This window comes from Dyella sp. 05T440 (assembly GCF_056395965.1).
Genome location: NZ_JBFTKN010000002.1, coordinates 175,854 through 189,805, shown reverse-complemented (window position 1 = coordinate 189,805; position 13,952 = coordinate 175,854). Strand labels below are relative to the sequence as shown.

Here is a 13,952-nt window from a genome sequence, read left to right as displayed (position 1 = left end):
TATTCGCAAATTGATGGTGACAATGACTGAAGTGCAAGCTTTTACCGATGGCGCCTGCCTCGGCAATCCCGGACCTGGCGGTTGGGCAGCGCTGCTGCGCGCCAAGGGCACCGAACGCATGGTCTCAGGTGGTGATCCGGCCACCACCAATAATCGCATGGAACTCATGGCGGCCATCGGGGCGCTCGAGGCGTTGACGCGACCGTGCAAGGTCGCCTTGACCACCGACTCGCGCTACGTGATGCAAGGCATCGAGGAATGGGTGCCCAAGTGGCGCGCGAACGGTTGGAAAACCGCCGACAAGAAACCGGTGAAGAACCAGGACTTGTGGGAACGCTTGTCCAACGCCACGCAGATCCATCAGGTGCGTTGGCATTGGGTCAAGGGTCATAACGGCCATGTCGAAAACGAGCGCGTGGATGTGGCTGCGCGCGAACAGGCCGAACAGTACAGGAGCAAGCCATGAGGCAGATCGTTCTGGATACCGAGACCACCGGTCTTGAAGTCCGTCAGGGCCATCGCCTGATCGAAATCGCCTGCGTGGAGATGATCGAGCGTCGTCCCACCGGCAAGTACTACCAGACTTACCTCAATCCCGATCGCGCCATCGACGAAGGCGCGCGGCAGGTCACCGGCATCGAGGACGAATTCCTGCTCGACAAGCCGCGCTTCGCGGACGTGGTGGAGGAATTTCTCGCCTTCGTCGATGGCGCCGAGCTGATCATCCACAACGCCACCTTCGACGTCGGCTTCATCAATGGCGAACTGGCGCGCCTGGGGCCGTCGTTCGGACGACTCGAGGACCGCAGCAGCATTCTCGACACGCTGATGATGGCGCGCGAGCGCTATCCCGGGCAGCGCAACAGCCTCGATGCGCTGTGCAAACGACTGGGCGTGGACAATTCGGCACGTGACCTGCACGGCGGCCTGATCGACGCCCAGCTGCTGGCGGACGTCTATCTGGCGATGACCTCGGGCCAGGTCGTGCTGGATCTGGGCTTCGTTGGCGCGCAGGAGCAGGGCACGACGGTGACTCTGACGCCGGTGGTGCTGGATCGTCGTCCGCGCGTGCTGTATGCCAGTACGGATGAAATCGCCACGCATGAAAAGCGCCTCGATGGGCTGGACAAGAGCGCGGGCGGAACGTCGGTATGGCGTCGCGTCGAGGCGATCACGATTCAGTGAGCGCCATGCCCGCGATCAGTTGACGCGGGCGAGTATCACGGTGACGTTGTCGCTGCCGCCGCCATCGAGTGCGGCGAGCAGCAGATGCTCCGCGCTTTCCTGGGCAGACAGATCCTGGCGCGAGACGATGTTCGCAATGACGGCGTCGCTCACTTCTTCAGTCAGCCCGTCGCTGCACAGCAGGAAGCACATGCCGTGTTCCAGCTTTCCTCGCGCCATGCCGATGTGCAGTTGCTCGGCCGCGGTGATGCCCAGTGCCTGGGTAATCACGTTGCGATGGGGATGACGCGCTGCCTGCGAGGCGTCGAGCGTGCCTGCGGCCACCAGCTCCTGCACCAGCGAATGATCGTGGCTCACCTGGCGTAGCGTTTTCTGCCAGAGATACACGCGGCTGTCGCCCACCCATACCACTTCGTAGCTGTCCGCGTGCAGGCGGATTGCGGCGATCGTGGTGCCCATCGGCAGCGGGTCGCGAAAGCTGCGGCTGTGCTGGATCAGTCGTTCGTCCGCCGCTCGCACGGCTTCGACCAGATTGTGGCCGCGCATCACCAGGTCAGCCACGGCGTCGCGCACCAGTGCGGCAGCCACTTCGCCGTGCTGGTGCCCGCCCATGCCGTCGGCCACGAGAAAAAGGCCGAGCGAGGCGTCGGCGTAGTAGGTGTCTTCGTTCCGCGTGCGGCGCAGGCCGACGTGGGTTCCGTGTCCGAATTCGATCATGAGGTGCCTGGTGTGGCGGTGCGAGGCGAGCATGACGGATTGGGGAGGGATGCGTAAAGAAGCTTCTGGGTTCTAGCGAGTTCGTGTGGTGTGTTCGTGTTAGGCGACCGCAGCATGGAGCTTGATGCCAACGGCGCGTAGCACTTTCAAAATGGTGGCGAAGTCCGGGCTGCGCTCGCCCGAGAGCGCCTTGTACAGGCTTTCGCGAGATAGACCAGCATCTCTGGCCACCTGGCTCATGCCTTTGGCGCGGGCGATGTTGCCTAGAGCACTAGCAATAAACGCGGCATCGCCGTTGCTCTCTTCGATGCAGGCGTCGAGATAAGCGGCGCAGTCTTCGGACGTGGTTAGGTAGTCAACCACGTCATAAGGGAAGGTTTCCGTCTTCTTCATGGTCGGGTCGCCTGTTTTGCAAGTTGCTTGCGAGAGCCGGCGGCTGTGCGATCGCCGGAGTCTTTGTAGACCATGATGAGCTGAATGTAGCCGGCGGGCTACAGGTGAGCGATTGAGCTGATGTAAGAACAGGGCCTGCTTCGTTGCGCGTTTTTGGTCGCGGGAGGGGTGGGATTGTTGGGTCCATCCATGGACCCAACCCCTCCGCGCTGCGCGCTACGGGGCCAGCCTGCGGCTGTCCAAATTTGCTCCTGGCAAATTTGTCGAACCGGTGGGTTCTCATCGAGTCCACCCTCTCCGCCAGGCACAAAAAAAMGCCCCACGAAGGGGGCGTTTTTTTGTGCCTGGCGGAGAGGGTGGGATTCGAACCCACGGTACGCTTACACGTACGCCTGATTTCGAGTCAGGTACATTCGACCACTCTGCCACCTCTCCAAAGATGTGCGTGTGGTCCACGCGAGCCGGCGATTTTACGTGGTGTGGGGATGGCTGGCAATGGGGGTAGGGCGATTTCTACTCGCATGAGCGCAATCGGCTAGCGCAGTGCGGTGCCCCAGCGGTCGCCGCGTGGCAAATAGTGGTTGCCCGGATCCAGTGAGAGGGCGACGCGGGTGGCTCGGCCGGTGATCTCATTGCGCGGGAAGAAACCGAAATAGCGCGAGTCGGCGCTGTTGTCGCGGTTGTCGCCAAGCAGCAGGTAGTGGCCTGGTGGCACGGTTACCGGGCCGAAATCGTGGGTGTGCCCCTGGGCGGCGATCGACCAGCGCACGGCGTGGCTGAGCTGGCCGGTGTTTTCCATGGCGTACAGCGCGGGGTCTTCGCGGTCGTCGCGGATGCCGGTGACCTGGGTGTAGCGGTAGTCCGCAGCCTTGCCGTTCACATAGAGGTGGTTCTGCAGCAAGGCGATCTGGTCGCCAGGGACGCCGATCACGCGTTTGACCAGGCGCTCGCCAGCGGCGCTGGAGTCCAGCACCACGATATCCCCGCGTTGCGGGTCGGCGCGGTGGATCAGCGACACATGGGTGAACGGTACGCGCAGATCGTAGGCTGCCTTGTCGACCACGATGCGGTCGCCGATTTCGATGGTCGGCTGCATGGAGCCGGTGGGCACCACGTTCCAGTCGGCGACGGCGCTGCGGAACATGAACATGCAAAGCATGAAGGTGAGGAAGCCCTTGTTGCTTGCCAGTAGCCTGGTCAGTCGTTGCATGGACGTGCCCCTCCGCTCGCGTTTCTGTGTGGACCGCGCCGCGTACCTTTAGTTTCATGCCTGAAGAGAGCAAGCAAAGACATGCGCGCCCGGCCGCCGGGAGCGAAGCTTTTCCCACGAGGACACTTGGGAGAGCGATATGAATTCAGCAAGCCTGGTACTTCTGGCGGCTGGCCTGGTTGGTTCGGCACACGCAGCGCCATCGCCGCGAGCCGTTGTGCAGGCGATGTTCGACGCCTTCAATCGACACGATGCAGCGGCGATGGCCCAGCTATATGCGAACGATGCCAGGCTGGCCTCTTCCGATTTCTGTGCCGTTCGCAACGGGCCGACCGAAGTGCTGCGCACGTATCGCGAGTTGTTTGCGGCGTTTCCCGATATTCGCGACGAGATCGACCAGGTGGTGGTGGAGGGAGATCATGTGGCGGTGCGTTTCGTCGCCAGGAGCGGGCAGGGAAGTTCGGCACTCGCCATGCCGATTGCCACGTTTCTCACCGTGCAGCAGGGGCTGATTCAATCCGACGAGAGCACCTTCGATACGGGTGGGCGGGCCTGTACGCCTTGATGCCGCGCAAAAAAGAAGGGCGGTGTCGCCACCGCCCTTCGAGTCACCCATGCCTAGGCAGAATTACGCGGCCTTGCGCTTGGCCAGGCGTAGCCAGGTATCCACCACCGTGTCCGGGTTGAGCGAGACCGACTCGATGCCCTGGTCCATCAGCCACTCGGCAAGATCCGGGTGGTCGGATGGACCCTGGCCGCAGATGCCGATGTACTTGCCCTTGTCGCGGGCGGTCTTGATGGCCATGGCCAGCAGCTTCTTCACTGCCGGGTCGCGCTCGTCGAACAGGTTGGCGACGATGCTGGAGTCGCGGTCCAGGCCCAGGGTGAGCTGGGTGAGGTCGTTGGAGCCGATGGAGAAGCCGTCGAAGATGTCGAGGAACTCGTCGGCCAGCAGGGCGTTGGACGGCACTTCGCACATCATGATGACCTTGAGGTCATGCTCGCGCTGCTTGAGGCCGTTCTTGGCCAGCACCTCGATGACCTTGCGGCCTTCGCCCAGCGTGCGCACGAACGGAATCATCACCCACACATTGTCCAGGCCCATCACTTCGCGCACGCGCTTGACGGCCTTGCACTCCAGCCCAAACGACTCGGCAAAGCCCGGATCGACATAACGGCTGGCGCCGCGATAACCGATCATCGGATTCTCTTCATGCGGCTCGTAGCGCGAGCCGCCGATCAGGCCGGCGTATTCGTTCGACTTGAAGTCGGACAGGCGCACGATCACCGGCTTGGGATACACCGATGCCGCGATGGTGGCGATGCCTTCGGCGAGGCGATCGACGTAGAACGACACGGGATCGGCATAGCCGGCCATGCGCTCGTCGATCTTCTTCTTGGTTTCCGCGTCCTGCTTGGCGTATTCCAGCAGCGCCTTGGGATGCACGCCAATATGGCTGGCGATGATCATTTCCAGGCGAGCCAGGCCGATGCCAGCGTTCGGCAGCATGCCGAAGTCGAACGCGCGCTCGGGGTTGGCCACGTTCATCATGATCTTGAGCGGCGCGTCGGGCATGTCGCCGAGATCCGCAGTGACGCGATCGAACTTCAGCAGACCCTCGTAGATCGTGCCGGTGTCGCCTTCGGCGCAGGACACGGTAACTTCAGCGCCGTCCGGAATCAGCTCCAGCGCATTGCCCGTGCCCACCACGGCCGGCACGCCCAGTTCGCGCGCGATGATGGCGGCGTGGCAAGTGCGGCCACCGCGGTTGGTGACGATGGCGGCGGCACGCTTCATCACCGGCTCCCAATCGGGATCGGTCATGTCGGCGATCAGCACGTCGCCGGTCTGCACCTTGTTCATGTCGGCCAGCGAGCGGATCACACGCGCCTTGCCCGAGCCGATCTTCTGGCCGATGGCGCGGCCTTCGGCCAGCACCTTGCCCTTTTCGTTGAGATGGAAGCGCTCCAACTGCGTGGCATGCGCACGCGACTTCACCGTTTCCGGACGGGCCTGCACGATGTAGAGCTTGCCGGTGTTGCCGTCCTTCGCCCACTCGATGTCCATCGGGCGGTCGTAGTGCTTCTCGATGACCAGCGCCTGCCGGGACAGCTCCTGCACGTCTTCATCGGTGATGCAGAACTTGTTGCGCAGTTCCGCCGGCGTTTCTTCGATGCGCACGCGCTCGCCGGGCTTGTCCGAATACACCATGCGCTGCTGCTTGGCGCCGAGGCTGCGTCGCAGCACAGCCGGCTTGCCGGCCTTCAGCGTGGGCTTGAACACGTAGAACTCATCGGGATTGACCGCGCCCTGCACGACCATTTCGCCCAGGCCGTACGAACCGGTGACGAACACCACATCGCGGAAGCCCGACTCGGTGTCCAGCGTGAACAGCACGCCGGAGGCGCCCACGTCCGAGCGCACCATCAGCTGCACGCCGGCGGAGAGGAATACGTCTTCGTGCTTGAAGCCCTGATGCACGCGATAGGCGATGGCGCGGTCGTTGTAGAGCGAGGCGAAGACTTCCTTCACCTTGTGCAGCACGTCCTCAATGCCGACCACGTTGAGGAAGGTTTCCTGCTGGCCGGCGAACGAGGCGTCGGGCAGGTCTTCGGCGGTGGCGGAGGAGCGCACGGCCACGGCGATATTCTCGGCGCCGGCATCCTTGCAGAGCTTGGCGTAGGCGTCGCGGATGGCCTTGTCCAGATCCGCCGGCAGCGGCGTCTCGGTGACCCATTCGCGGATTTCCTTGCCGGCAGCCGTCAGGGCCATCACGTCATCGACGTCGAGCGAGGCGAGCCGCTCCTGGATGCGCTTGGCCACGCCGCTCTTGTCGAGGTATTCCTGGAACGCGTCGGCGGTGGTGGCAAAACCACCCGGCACCGACACGCCGAGCTTGGCGAGATTGCCGATCATCTCGCCGAGCGACGCATTCTTGCCGCCAACCTTGCCCAGGTCGGTCATGCGCAGCGTGTCGAGCCAAAGCACCAGATCGTTCAAGGGAGTCTCCTCGAGAGCTCGTAGGGTTTCAAAAGTGGCGGTAGCCCGGTTTCGAGGAGAAATCGGGCCACAAAGAACTGGTATTGTCCGCTGCCGATGGTGCGAAGCACAAGAAGACCATTCGGGTGAAAACCAGCGCCAACGCAATACCAGTCAGCCGTGAGTCAAGCAAAGACAGGCTTTTCACCTTGCGCTAAGGTGAGGGCCAAGAACCACCAGGGACTTTGGATCAGCCATGCAGCGAACCGTTTTCTATATCTCCGATTCCACTGGTATTACGGCGGAAACAATCGGCAACAGTATTTTGGCCCAGTTTGAGGGCGTGCAGTTCGACAAGCACCGCTTGCCGTTCATCGACGACGCCCATAAAGCCGAGGCGGCAGCGCTGCGCATCAAGACCCGTTACGCGCAAACCGGCGAGCGTCCCATCGTGGTCAACACCATGGCCTCGCGCGAATTGTGCGAGATCGTGGCCGAGAGCGGCGGGTTGATGCTGGACGTGTTCGCGCCGTTCATCGGCCCGCTGGAGGATGAGCTGGGTGCCAAGCGTTCCGGCGCGGTGAATCGTTCGCATGGCCTGGTGGACTTCGACAAATACGAGGCCCGCATCAATGCCACGAACTATGCGCTGTCACACGATGACGGTATTGATGTGGACTATGCTCAGGCCGACCTGATCCTGGTGGGGGTGTCGCGCTCGGGCAAGACGCCAACATGTCTCTACATGGCCTTGCATTACGGTGTCAGCGCCGCCAATTACCCCTTGACCGACGACGACCTCGACAAACTCGAACTGCCGGCGCGCTTGCGTCCGTATAAGGATCGGCTGTTTGGTCTCACCATCGACCCCATGCGTTTGGCGCAGATTCGCGAACAGCGGCGCGCCGGCAGCCGTTATGCGACGCTGGAGCAGTGCCGCTGGGAACTGGCGCAGGCCGAAAAGCTGATGCGCCGCGAAAGCATCCCCAGCCTCAACACGACGCACGTGTCCATCGAAGAGATTGCGAGCAAGATCTTTGACCGCTTCGGAATCGAGCGGACCATGTTCTAAGGAGTTCGTACCGCCCATGAGTGCCGTATTAGACAGTCGCCAAGCCTTATTGCCAGGACGTTTCGGCTTCCTCATGGGGCTTTACGCCGAGAACTACCATCGGCTGGTGCGGCTGTTTACGCCGCAGGAGCTGGCCCCGGGGTTTTATCTGTCCAGCGTAGACGATGGCCTGGATGTGCGTTTGCAGGTGCAGGAACGGCATCCGTATACGCTGGAGCTCGAGCTCACCTACAACTTTGTCGATGCGCACACCGGCCAGCCGTCGCCGTCGGCGCAGTTACGCATGTACACCGACGCCCATGTGGCCGAGGCTTTGCACTGCCATCCAGGGCGTCACCTGTGGCAGGTGCTCGGGCCGTTCCCGCCGGCCAATACGGTGCTGCAGCACCGGCTGCGCATGAATGGGTTTCTCTCGCGCTGGCTGGAATACCTGGCGGAGCAGGGGCATTCGAAGGGGACGCTGGAGCGGCTGGAATCTCAGCACGCCGCGGACTGATCCATGTGGGAGCGCACCCTGTGCGCGACTTGGGCCATCACGGCGCCGCTTCGTAGGTTTGTCGCGCACAGGGTGCGCTCCCACGGAAAACCTTGAATCGCAGGCAACAAAAAACCCGCCAATGGCGGGCTCTTCGTAAAGTGGCGGAGCGGACGGGACTCGAACCCGCGACCTCCGGCGTGACAGGCCAGCATTCTAACCGACTGAACTACCGCTCCACATTTTTTACTGCTTCCAGCACTGCACCAACTTGGATTTCGTCCTTGACCACTCTTGCCGTTTTATCGGTAGAGTGGCGTCCCCACGGGGATTCGAACCCCGGTCGCCACCGTGAAAGGGTGATGTCCTAGGCCTCTAGACGATGGGGACGTATCTAAATTTGGTGGAGCCAGGCGGGATCGAACCGCCGACCTCCTGCATGCCATGCAGGCGCTCTCCCAGCTGAGCTATGGCCCCGTGTGCCTCTGGAAGCCCGAAAGAATAGACAGGGATCGAGATTTCGTCAAGCGTTCGTCGTGAAAATATTTCAACTTTTCTTCACGAATGAATCACAACAAGCAGTTAGCTGCGCCTGAGTTTGCCGCGTGTTCGATGCTAGCGCCGATTTTGTCGCTCTGATGATCCGCGTCATCACGTAGTGCTGTGCATCGGGTGCGCGATTGTTAGTCTTGCGGAACGCTCCGACGGATTTCATTGATGCACGATTTGCACTTCATCCAGGACCTCGCGACCGTCATGCTGATCGCGGGCCTGACCACGGTGATTTTCCAGCGGCTGCGTCAGCCGGTCGTGCTTGGATACATCATCGCCGGCGTGCTGGTGGGGCCTTATACGTTTCCCGTGGTGTTCATCCACGACGAGCAGACCATCCGCACCTTGTCCGAGCTCGGCATGATCCTGCTGCTGTTCGCCCTGGGCCTGGAATTCAGCCTGAAAAAGCTGCGCGAGGTAGGCGGCGCCGCGCTGGTCGCGGCGGTGTGCGAAATCGTGCTGATGTTGTGGCTGGGCTACGAGATCGGCCGCTTCTTCGGCTGGAGTTCGATGGATGCGCTGTTCCTCGGCGCGATGCTTTCGATGTCCTCGACCACCATCATCATGAAGGCGCTCGATGATCTGGACCTCAAGCGCGAGCGCTTCGCGCAACTGATGTTCGGGATCCTGATCATCGAGGACGTGATCGCGATCGTGCTGATGGCCTTGCTTACCGGCATCGCCAGTACCGGCGGTCTGGAGGCCAGCGAAGCGATGGCTGCCGTCGGTCGCCTCACGCTGTTCATGGCCGTATCGCTGGTGGTCGGCCTGCTGCTGGTGCCCCGCGTGATCGATTACATCGCGCGCGTCAGTCGCGACGACGTGCTGCTGGTGGCCGTGCTCGGGCTGTGTTTCGGCTTCTGCCTGCTGGTGACCGAAATGGGTTACAGCGTGGCGCTGGGCGCCTTCATGATCGGTGCGATCGTGGGCGAATCGCAGAGTGTGGAGCGGATCGAGCGCATCATCGGGCCGGTGCGCGACATGTTCAGTGCGATCTTTTTCGTCGCCATCGGCATGCTGATCGATCCGGCCATGCTCAAGGAATACTGGCTGCCCATCATCGTCGTCACCACGGTCGTGGTGCTGGGCAAGGTCATTACCTGCAGCTTTGGCACATTTGTGGCGGGCAATGACGGGCGCACCTCGTTACGCGTGGGCATGGGGCTGGCGCAGATCGGCGAGTTCTCTTTTGTCATCGCCTCGCTGGGACTGACGCTCAAGGTGACCAGCGGGTTTCTCTATCCGGTGGCGGTGGCGGTATCGGCCATCACCACGTTTCTCACGCCTTACCTGATCCGTGCATCGGATCCGTTGGCCAGTGGGCTATCGCGTCGATTGCCTCAGGGCCTTACCGGCCTGCTGAGCGCCTATACGGACTGGATGGGCAACCTGAGCCTGGGCGGGCAGGGCGTGGTGGTGGCCAAGATGATCCGTCGCCTGGTGTGGCACGTGATCATCAATATGATGCTGGTGGTGGCGGCGTTTCTGATCATGTCCTACCTGTATCGCCGCGGTTTCTTCCATTGGGATTGGCTGGCCGACAGCCCGCAGGTAAAGCGCAGCCTGGCCTGGTCAATTGCGGCCATCGTCTCACTGCCGATGATTGTGGCGGCGTATCGCAAGGCCTCGGCGCTCGGCATGCTGCTGGCAGAGTTGAGCATTCCCGAACGCATTGGTGGCGCTTACAACATGCGCATCCGCGCCGTGATGGCGCGTTTCATTCCGCTTGCGACCATGTGGGTGCTGGGCCTGCTGGTGGCGGCCCTGGCCTCGACCATCCTGCCACCGCGCGAGGTGGCGATTGTATTGGTGCTGGTTTTGCTGCTGCTTGCGTGGCTGCTGTGGCGCCTCCTCGTGCAGGTCCATGCGCGACTTCAGGCGGCTTTGCGCGACACCCTGGATAAACCGGGGCGGTCAGGGGAGGGCCATGGCTGATCCTGAGCGGCGCGGGCCTACGGGAATGCGCGTGCACAATTCGTAAAAATCCACGTTTTTCGTCGAAACGTGAACTTTTAATCACGACTGACGGTCATACCGCCACTATCGTTGCCAAGACTAAGCAAGCACCGCACAATGCGGGGCCTGCCTCCATCGGGGGGGCCTTAAGTCCGGTAGCGCCGGCATATCCAATACGAGGGAGTTCTACATGAAGCATTTTCTGCGTCCCACGCTGACGGCGGCCGCGCTCGCTGTTGCTCTGGGCTCGACCGCTGGCGTGCACGCACAGGCCGCGAAGCCCGCAGCCGCCCCCGCCGCAGCAGCTCCGGCTGCCGTGGACAAGACCAAGGCCAGCTACGTGGTCGGTTGGGATCTGGCCAGCTCGCTGCCGCCGCTGGTTCGCGCTGAAGTGGATCCGGCTACGGTCGCTCGCGCGCTGCAGTCCGCCCTGTCGGGCCAGAAGCCGACCATGAGCGAAGCCGAAGCCAAGCAGGTTCGTGACGCGTTCGTGGCCAATCTGCAGGCGAAGGCCAAGGCCGAGTACACCCAGGTCGCCTCCAAGAACCAGAGCGAAGGCGCTGCTTTCCTCGCCAAGAACAAGACCGCGCCGGGCGTGAAGACCACCGCTTCGGGCCTGCAGTACCAGGTGATCAGCCAGGGTACGGGCGCCCGCCCGGGTCCGAGCGACACCGTGCAGGTCAACTACGTCGGTTCGTTCGTGAATGGCGAAGTGTTCGACGATTCGTCCAAGCATGAAGGCGGCGGCGCCGCTTCCATCCCGCTCGCTGGCGTGATTCCGGGCTTCCGTGAAGGCATGCAGCTGATGCAGGTTGGCGGTCACTACAAGTTCTTCATCCCGTCCAACATCGCCTACGGCGCCCAGCCGCAGAACGGCTTCCCGCCGAACTCGACGATCATCTTCGACGTCACCCTGGTCAAGACCGGCCCGACGGCCGCTGCTGATCAGGCTGGCGGCGCGAAGTAATCGCCACCAAAGCTGGTTGAACCATCCACGGGGCGCGAAGCAATTCGCGCCCCGTGTCTTTTGTGGCCGGCGGCTTTTGGTCGCGGGGCGGCGCTTGGTCTGCAGCCGTGGTCAGGGCGGGCCTGTTAGAATCGGATTCTTGTCTCCTGGAGTTTTCACGACAATGAAGGTCACGATTTTCGGCACCGGCTATGTGGGTTTGGTCACCGGCGCCTGCCTGGCGGAAATGGGCAACCACGTAGTCTGCGTTGATATCGACGCGGGCAAGGTGGAGCGCCTGAAGAACGGCGACATCCCCATTTATGAGCCGGGCCTGGAGCCTCTGGTCAAGCGCAACCATGCGAGCGGACAGCTGGACTTCACCACCGATCCGGCTCCGGGCATTGCGCATGGCCAGGTCGTCTTCATTGCCGTGGGCACGCCGCCGGACGAAGACGGCAGTGCGGATCTTAAGTACGTGCTCAGCGTGGCGCGAACGGTCGGTCAGCACATGGACCGTTACACGGTGGTAGTGAACAAGTCGACCGTGCCCGTGGGCACGGCGGACAAAGTACGCGACGCGATCGCGGGCGAACTCGCCAGGCGCGGCGTGTCCGTCGAGTTCGACGTGGTGTCCAATCCGGAATTCCTGAAGGAAGGCGACGCAGTGGAAGACTGCCTGCGCCCCGACCGCATCGTCATCGGCAGCTCCAGCGAACGCGCCATCGGCGTGTTGCGCAAGCTGTATGCACCGTTCAATCGCAACCACGATCGCACGGTGGTGATGGACGAGCGTTCCGCCGAGCTGACCAAGTACGCGGCGAACGCGATGCTCGCCACCAAGATCAGCTTCATGAACGAGATCGCCAATATCGCCGAGCGGGTGGGTGCGGACATCGAGCTGGTGCGCCAGGGTATCGGTTCGGATCCGCGCATCGGCTACCACTTCATCTATCCGGGTGCGGGTTACGGTGGCTCGTGTTTCCCCAAGGACGTACAGGCGCTGGAGCGCACCGCGCGCGGCGTCGGTTACAGCGCCCGTTTGCTGGGTGCGGTGGAGTCGGTGAACCACGATCAGAAGACCAAGCTGTTCGAGCTGATTTCGCGTCACTTCAATGGCGAACTCGCGGGCAAGACGATTGCCCTGTGGGGCCTGGCCTTCAAGCCGAACACAGATGACATGCGCGAGGCATCGAGCCGCAACCTGATGGAGGCCTTGTGGAAGGCGCGCGCCAAAGTGCGCGCGTTCGATCCGGAAGCACGCCACGAGACGCATCGCATCTATGGCGATCGCGACGATCTGGTGCTGTGCGACAGCGCCTATCAGGCACTCGATGGTGCCGACGTGCTCGCGATCGTGACGGAGTGGAAGGCCTTCCGCAGTCCCGATTTCGTCCGCATCCGCAGCATGCTCGCCGAACCGGCAGTGTTCGATGGCCGCAATCTCTACGATCCGGCCGCGGTGGAAGAGGCGGGCCTGGCGTACTACGGTATCGGTCGCGGTCGCAGCCTGAGGCAGTGAGCATGTCCGACGACACCTTGCAGCAACGATTGACGGAGCTGGAAGTGCGGCTCACCTTTGTCGATGACACGGTGAACGCGCTGGCTTCAGCCGATGCGGAGCTGTCGATGCGTCTGGCTGCGCTGGAGGATGTCATTCGTGGATTGCGCAGCGAGCTGTCCTCGTTGCGTGGTTCGCAAGGGCATGATCCGCACAGCGAGCCACCGCCGCCGCACTATTGATCGATCTCTCTCTTTTCGTAACAGCACTACAGCAAGCGAGTTTCAACCATGGCCGATTCCCTGCGCGATCAGCTGCTCAAGAGCGGCATCGTCAAACAGGTCCGCGAAGAGAAGCGCCCGCCGGCGCCGCCCGCTGGCAAGTCTTACCCGCAGCGCCAGGGCGGTTCGCCGTCCAAGGGCGGCAAGCCGGGCCAGCACAAGCCGCACGGCAAGCCTTCCGGCCCCAAGAGCCAGGAGGAGATCGACCTGGCCAAGGCTTATGCGATCCGCGCACAGACCGAAGCGAATGAGCGCAAGCGTGCCGAGCAGGCGGCGGCCGAGGAAGCGCGTGTTCGTCGCGAGCGCAAGCTGAAGATCCAGCAGTTGCTGGACGGCAAGACCTTGAACAAGCCTGACGTCGATCATGTTCGGCATTTCGAATACGGCGGCAAGATTCGCCGCGTGCATGTCGACGCTGATCAACTCAAGGCGATCAATGCGGGTGAGCTTGGCGTGGTGCAGCAGCAGGGACGTTACCTGGTGGTGACGCGCGAGCTTGCCGAACAGGTGAAGGCGGTCGACGCCAACCAGATCGCCTTGCTGGTGGAGCCGGGCAGCACTGGTAGCGTCGGCGAAGATGGCGTGCCGGATGATTTGATGTGGTAAGCGGATCGCTTTAAGCACGCCGACAAAAAAACGCCCGGTCGATGCCGGGCGTTTTTTTTTGGTGCATACGAGGGTCGA

14 protein-coding genes and 4 tRNA genes are annotated in these 13,952 nt (G+C 62.4%); 10 read left to right on the top strand and 8 right to left on the bottom strand.

Annotated elements, in window-relative coordinates:
• Positions 1–22: 22 nt before the first annotated feature.
• The gene (gene rnhA / locus AC1DE1_RS02625; RefSeq protein WP_441603220.1) at positions 23–466 is read left to right on the top strand and encodes a ribonuclease HI; all 444 of its coding nucleotides are present in this window, start codon (positions 23–25) and stop codon (positions 464–466) included.
• Positions 463–1,185, top strand: a complete 723-nt coding sequence (gene dnaQ, locus AC1DE1_RS02620; RefSeq protein WP_477175730.1) for a DNA polymerase III subunit epsilon — start codon at positions 463–465, stop codon at positions 1,183–1,185. Before rnhA ends, dnaQ begins: the two co-directional genes overlap by 4 nt.
• A gap of 15 nt (positions 1,186–1,200) precedes the next feature.
• On the opposite strand, the gene AC1DE1_RS02615 is transcribed toward dnaQ, so the two are convergent.
• The 4 genes from AC1DE1_RS02615 to lepB form a co-directional block, all read right to left on the bottom strand.
• Positions 1,201–1,902, bottom strand: a complete 702-nt coding sequence (locus AC1DE1_RS02615; RefSeq protein WP_477175729.1) for a PP2C family protein-serine/threonine phosphatase — start codon at positions 1,900–1,902, stop codon at positions 1,201–1,203.
• 99 nt (positions 1,903–2,001) lie between these two features.
• Positions 2,002–2,295 (bottom strand): addiction module antidote protein, encoded by a 294-nt coding sequence (locus AC1DE1_RS02610; RefSeq protein ID WP_477175728.1) that lies wholly within the window; start codon positions 2,293–2,295, stop codon positions 2,002–2,004.
• 345 nt (positions 2,296–2,640) lie between these two features.
• Positions 2,641–2,730, bottom strand: a tRNA-Ser gene (locus tag AC1DE1_RS02605).
• A gap of 100 nt (positions 2,731–2,830) precedes the next feature.
• Complete coding sequence (gene lepB, locus AC1DE1_RS02600; RefSeq protein ID WP_441603224.1) at positions 2,831–3,505, bottom strand: signal peptidase I; 675 nt, start codon at positions 3,503–3,505, stop codon at positions 2,831–2,833.
• 139 nt (positions 3,506–3,644) lie between these two features.
• Between lepB and AC1DE1_RS02595 the strand changes: the two genes are divergently transcribed.
• A complete protein-coding gene (locus AC1DE1_RS02595) occupies positions 3,645–4,070 on the top strand; it encodes a nuclear transport factor 2 family protein (protein ID WP_477175727.1) in 426 nt (141 codons plus the stop codon).
• A 63-nt stretch (positions 4,071–4,133) separates the two neighbouring features.
• Here the strand turns inward: AC1DE1_RS02595 and ppsA are convergent, their stop codons facing one another.
• On the bottom strand, positions 4,134–6,506 hold the full coding sequence (gene ppsA, locus AC1DE1_RS02590; protein ID WP_477175726.1) for a phosphoenolpyruvate synthase: 2,373 nt from the start codon (positions 6,504–6,506) through the stop codon (positions 4,134–4,136).
• A gap of 235 nt (positions 6,507–6,741) precedes the next feature.
• On the opposite strand from ppsA, the gene ppsR reads away from it, so the two are divergent.
• Positions 6,742–7,557, top strand: coding sequence for a posphoenolpyruvate synthetase regulatory kinase/phosphorylase PpsR (gene ppsR, locus AC1DE1_RS02585; RefSeq protein ID WP_441603227.1), 816 nt, complete (start codon positions 6,742–6,744; stop codon positions 7,555–7,557).
• 16 nt (positions 7,558–7,573) lie between these two features.
• Positions 7,574–8,053 carry a DUF1249 domain-containing protein gene (locus tag AC1DE1_RS02580; RefSeq protein WP_441603228.1) on the top strand — a complete coding sequence of 160 codons (480 nt, stop codon included), beginning with the start codon at positions 7,574–7,576 and terminating at the stop codon, positions 8,051–8,053.
• A 141-nt stretch (positions 8,054–8,194) separates the two neighbouring features.
• Here the strand turns inward: AC1DE1_RS02580 and AC1DE1_RS02575 are convergent.
• The 3 genes from AC1DE1_RS02575 to AC1DE1_RS02565 form a co-directional block, all read right to left on the bottom strand.
• Positions 8,195–8,271, bottom strand: a tRNA-Asp gene (locus tag AC1DE1_RS02575).
• A 75-nt stretch (positions 8,272–8,346) separates the two neighbouring features.
• Positions 8,347–8,422, bottom strand: a tRNA-Glu gene (locus AC1DE1_RS02570).
• 11 nt (positions 8,423–8,433) lie between these two features.
• Positions 8,434–8,509, bottom strand: a tRNA-Ala gene (locus AC1DE1_RS02565).
• Between the two features lie 240 nt (positions 8,510–8,749).
• Here AC1DE1_RS02565 and AC1DE1_RS02560 point away from each other — a divergent pair.
• The 5 genes from AC1DE1_RS02560 (at position 8,750) to AC1DE1_RS02540 (ending at position 13,874) form a co-directional block, all read left to right on the top strand.
• Positions 8,750–10,519 (top strand): cation:proton antiporter, encoded by a 1,770-nt coding sequence (locus tag AC1DE1_RS02560; protein WP_441603229.1) that lies wholly within the window; start codon positions 8,750–8,752, stop codon positions 10,517–10,519.
• Positions 10,520–10,730: 211 nt separating this feature from the next.
• Positions 10,731–11,507, top strand: coding sequence for an FKBP-type peptidyl-prolyl cis-trans isomerase N-terminal domain-containing protein (locus AC1DE1_RS02555; protein WP_441603230.1), 777 nt, complete (start codon positions 10,731–10,733; stop codon positions 11,505–11,507).
• Between the two features lie 163 nt (positions 11,508–11,670).
• Positions 11,671–13,008: a UDP-glucose dehydrogenase family protein gene (locus tag AC1DE1_RS02550; protein WP_477175725.1), complete on the top strand. Its 1,338-nt coding sequence runs from the start codon at positions 11,671–11,673 to the stop codon at positions 13,006–13,008.
• Positions 13,009–13,010: 2 nt separating this feature from the next.
• Complete coding sequence (locus AC1DE1_RS02545; RefSeq protein ID WP_441603232.1) at positions 13,011–13,229, top strand: SlyX family protein; 219 nt, start codon at positions 13,011–13,013, stop codon at positions 13,227–13,229.
• A 48-nt stretch (positions 13,230–13,277) separates the two neighbouring features.
• Positions 13,278–13,874, top strand: a complete 597-nt coding sequence (locus tag AC1DE1_RS02540; protein WP_441603233.1) for a DUF2058 domain-containing protein — start codon at positions 13,278–13,280, stop codon at positions 13,872–13,874.
• Positions 13,875–13,952 lie beyond the last annotated feature (78 nt).

Excerpts from the sequence above, each read along its gene's own strand:
- rnhA (WP_441603220.1), top strand. The coding sequence starts at position 23 with ATGACTGAAGTGCAAGCTTTTACCGATGGCGCCTGCCTCGGCAATCCC.
- dnaQ (WP_477175730.1), top strand. The coding sequence starts at position 463 with ATGAGGCAGATCGTTCTGGATACCGAGACCACCGGTCTTGAAGTCCGT.
- AC1DE1_RS02615 (WP_477175729.1), bottom strand. The coding sequence starts at position 1,902 with ATGATCGAATTCGGACACGGAACCCACGTCGGCCTGCGCCGCACGCGG.
- AC1DE1_RS02610 (WP_477175728.1), bottom strand. The coding sequence starts at position 2,295 with ATGAAGAAGACGGAAACCTTCCCTTATGACGTGGTTGACTACCTAACC.
- lepB (WP_441603224.1), bottom strand. The coding sequence starts at position 3,505 with ATGCAACGACTGACCAGGCTACTGGCAAGCAACAAGGGCTTCCTCACC.
- AC1DE1_RS02595 (WP_477175727.1), top strand. The coding sequence starts at position 3,645 with ATGAATTCAGCAAGCCTGGTACTTCTGGCGGCTGGCCTGGTTGGTTCG.
- ppsR (WP_441603227.1), top strand. The coding sequence starts at position 6,742 with ATGCAGCGAACCGTTTTCTATATCTCCGATTCCACTGGTATTACGGCG.
- AC1DE1_RS02580 (WP_441603228.1), top strand. The coding sequence starts at position 7,574 with ATGAGTGCCGTATTAGACAGTCGCCAAGCCTTATTGCCAGGACGTTTC.
- AC1DE1_RS02560 (WP_441603229.1), top strand. The coding sequence starts at position 8,750 with ATGCACGATTTGCACTTCATCCAGGACCTCGCGACCGTCATGCTGATC.
- AC1DE1_RS02555 (WP_441603230.1), top strand. The coding sequence starts at position 10,731 with ATGAAGCATTTTCTGCGTCCCACGCTGACGGCGGCCGCGCTCGCTGTT.
- AC1DE1_RS02550 (WP_477175725.1), top strand. The coding sequence starts at position 11,671 with ATGAAGGTCACGATTTTCGGCACCGGCTATGTGGGTTTGGTCACCGGC.
- AC1DE1_RS02545 (WP_441603232.1), top strand. The coding sequence starts at position 13,011 with ATGTCCGACGACACCTTGCAGCAACGATTGACGGAGCTGGAAGTGCGG.
- AC1DE1_RS02540 (WP_441603233.1), top strand. The coding sequence starts at position 13,278 with ATGGCCGATTCCCTGCGCGATCAGCTGCTCAAGAGCGGCATCGTCAAA.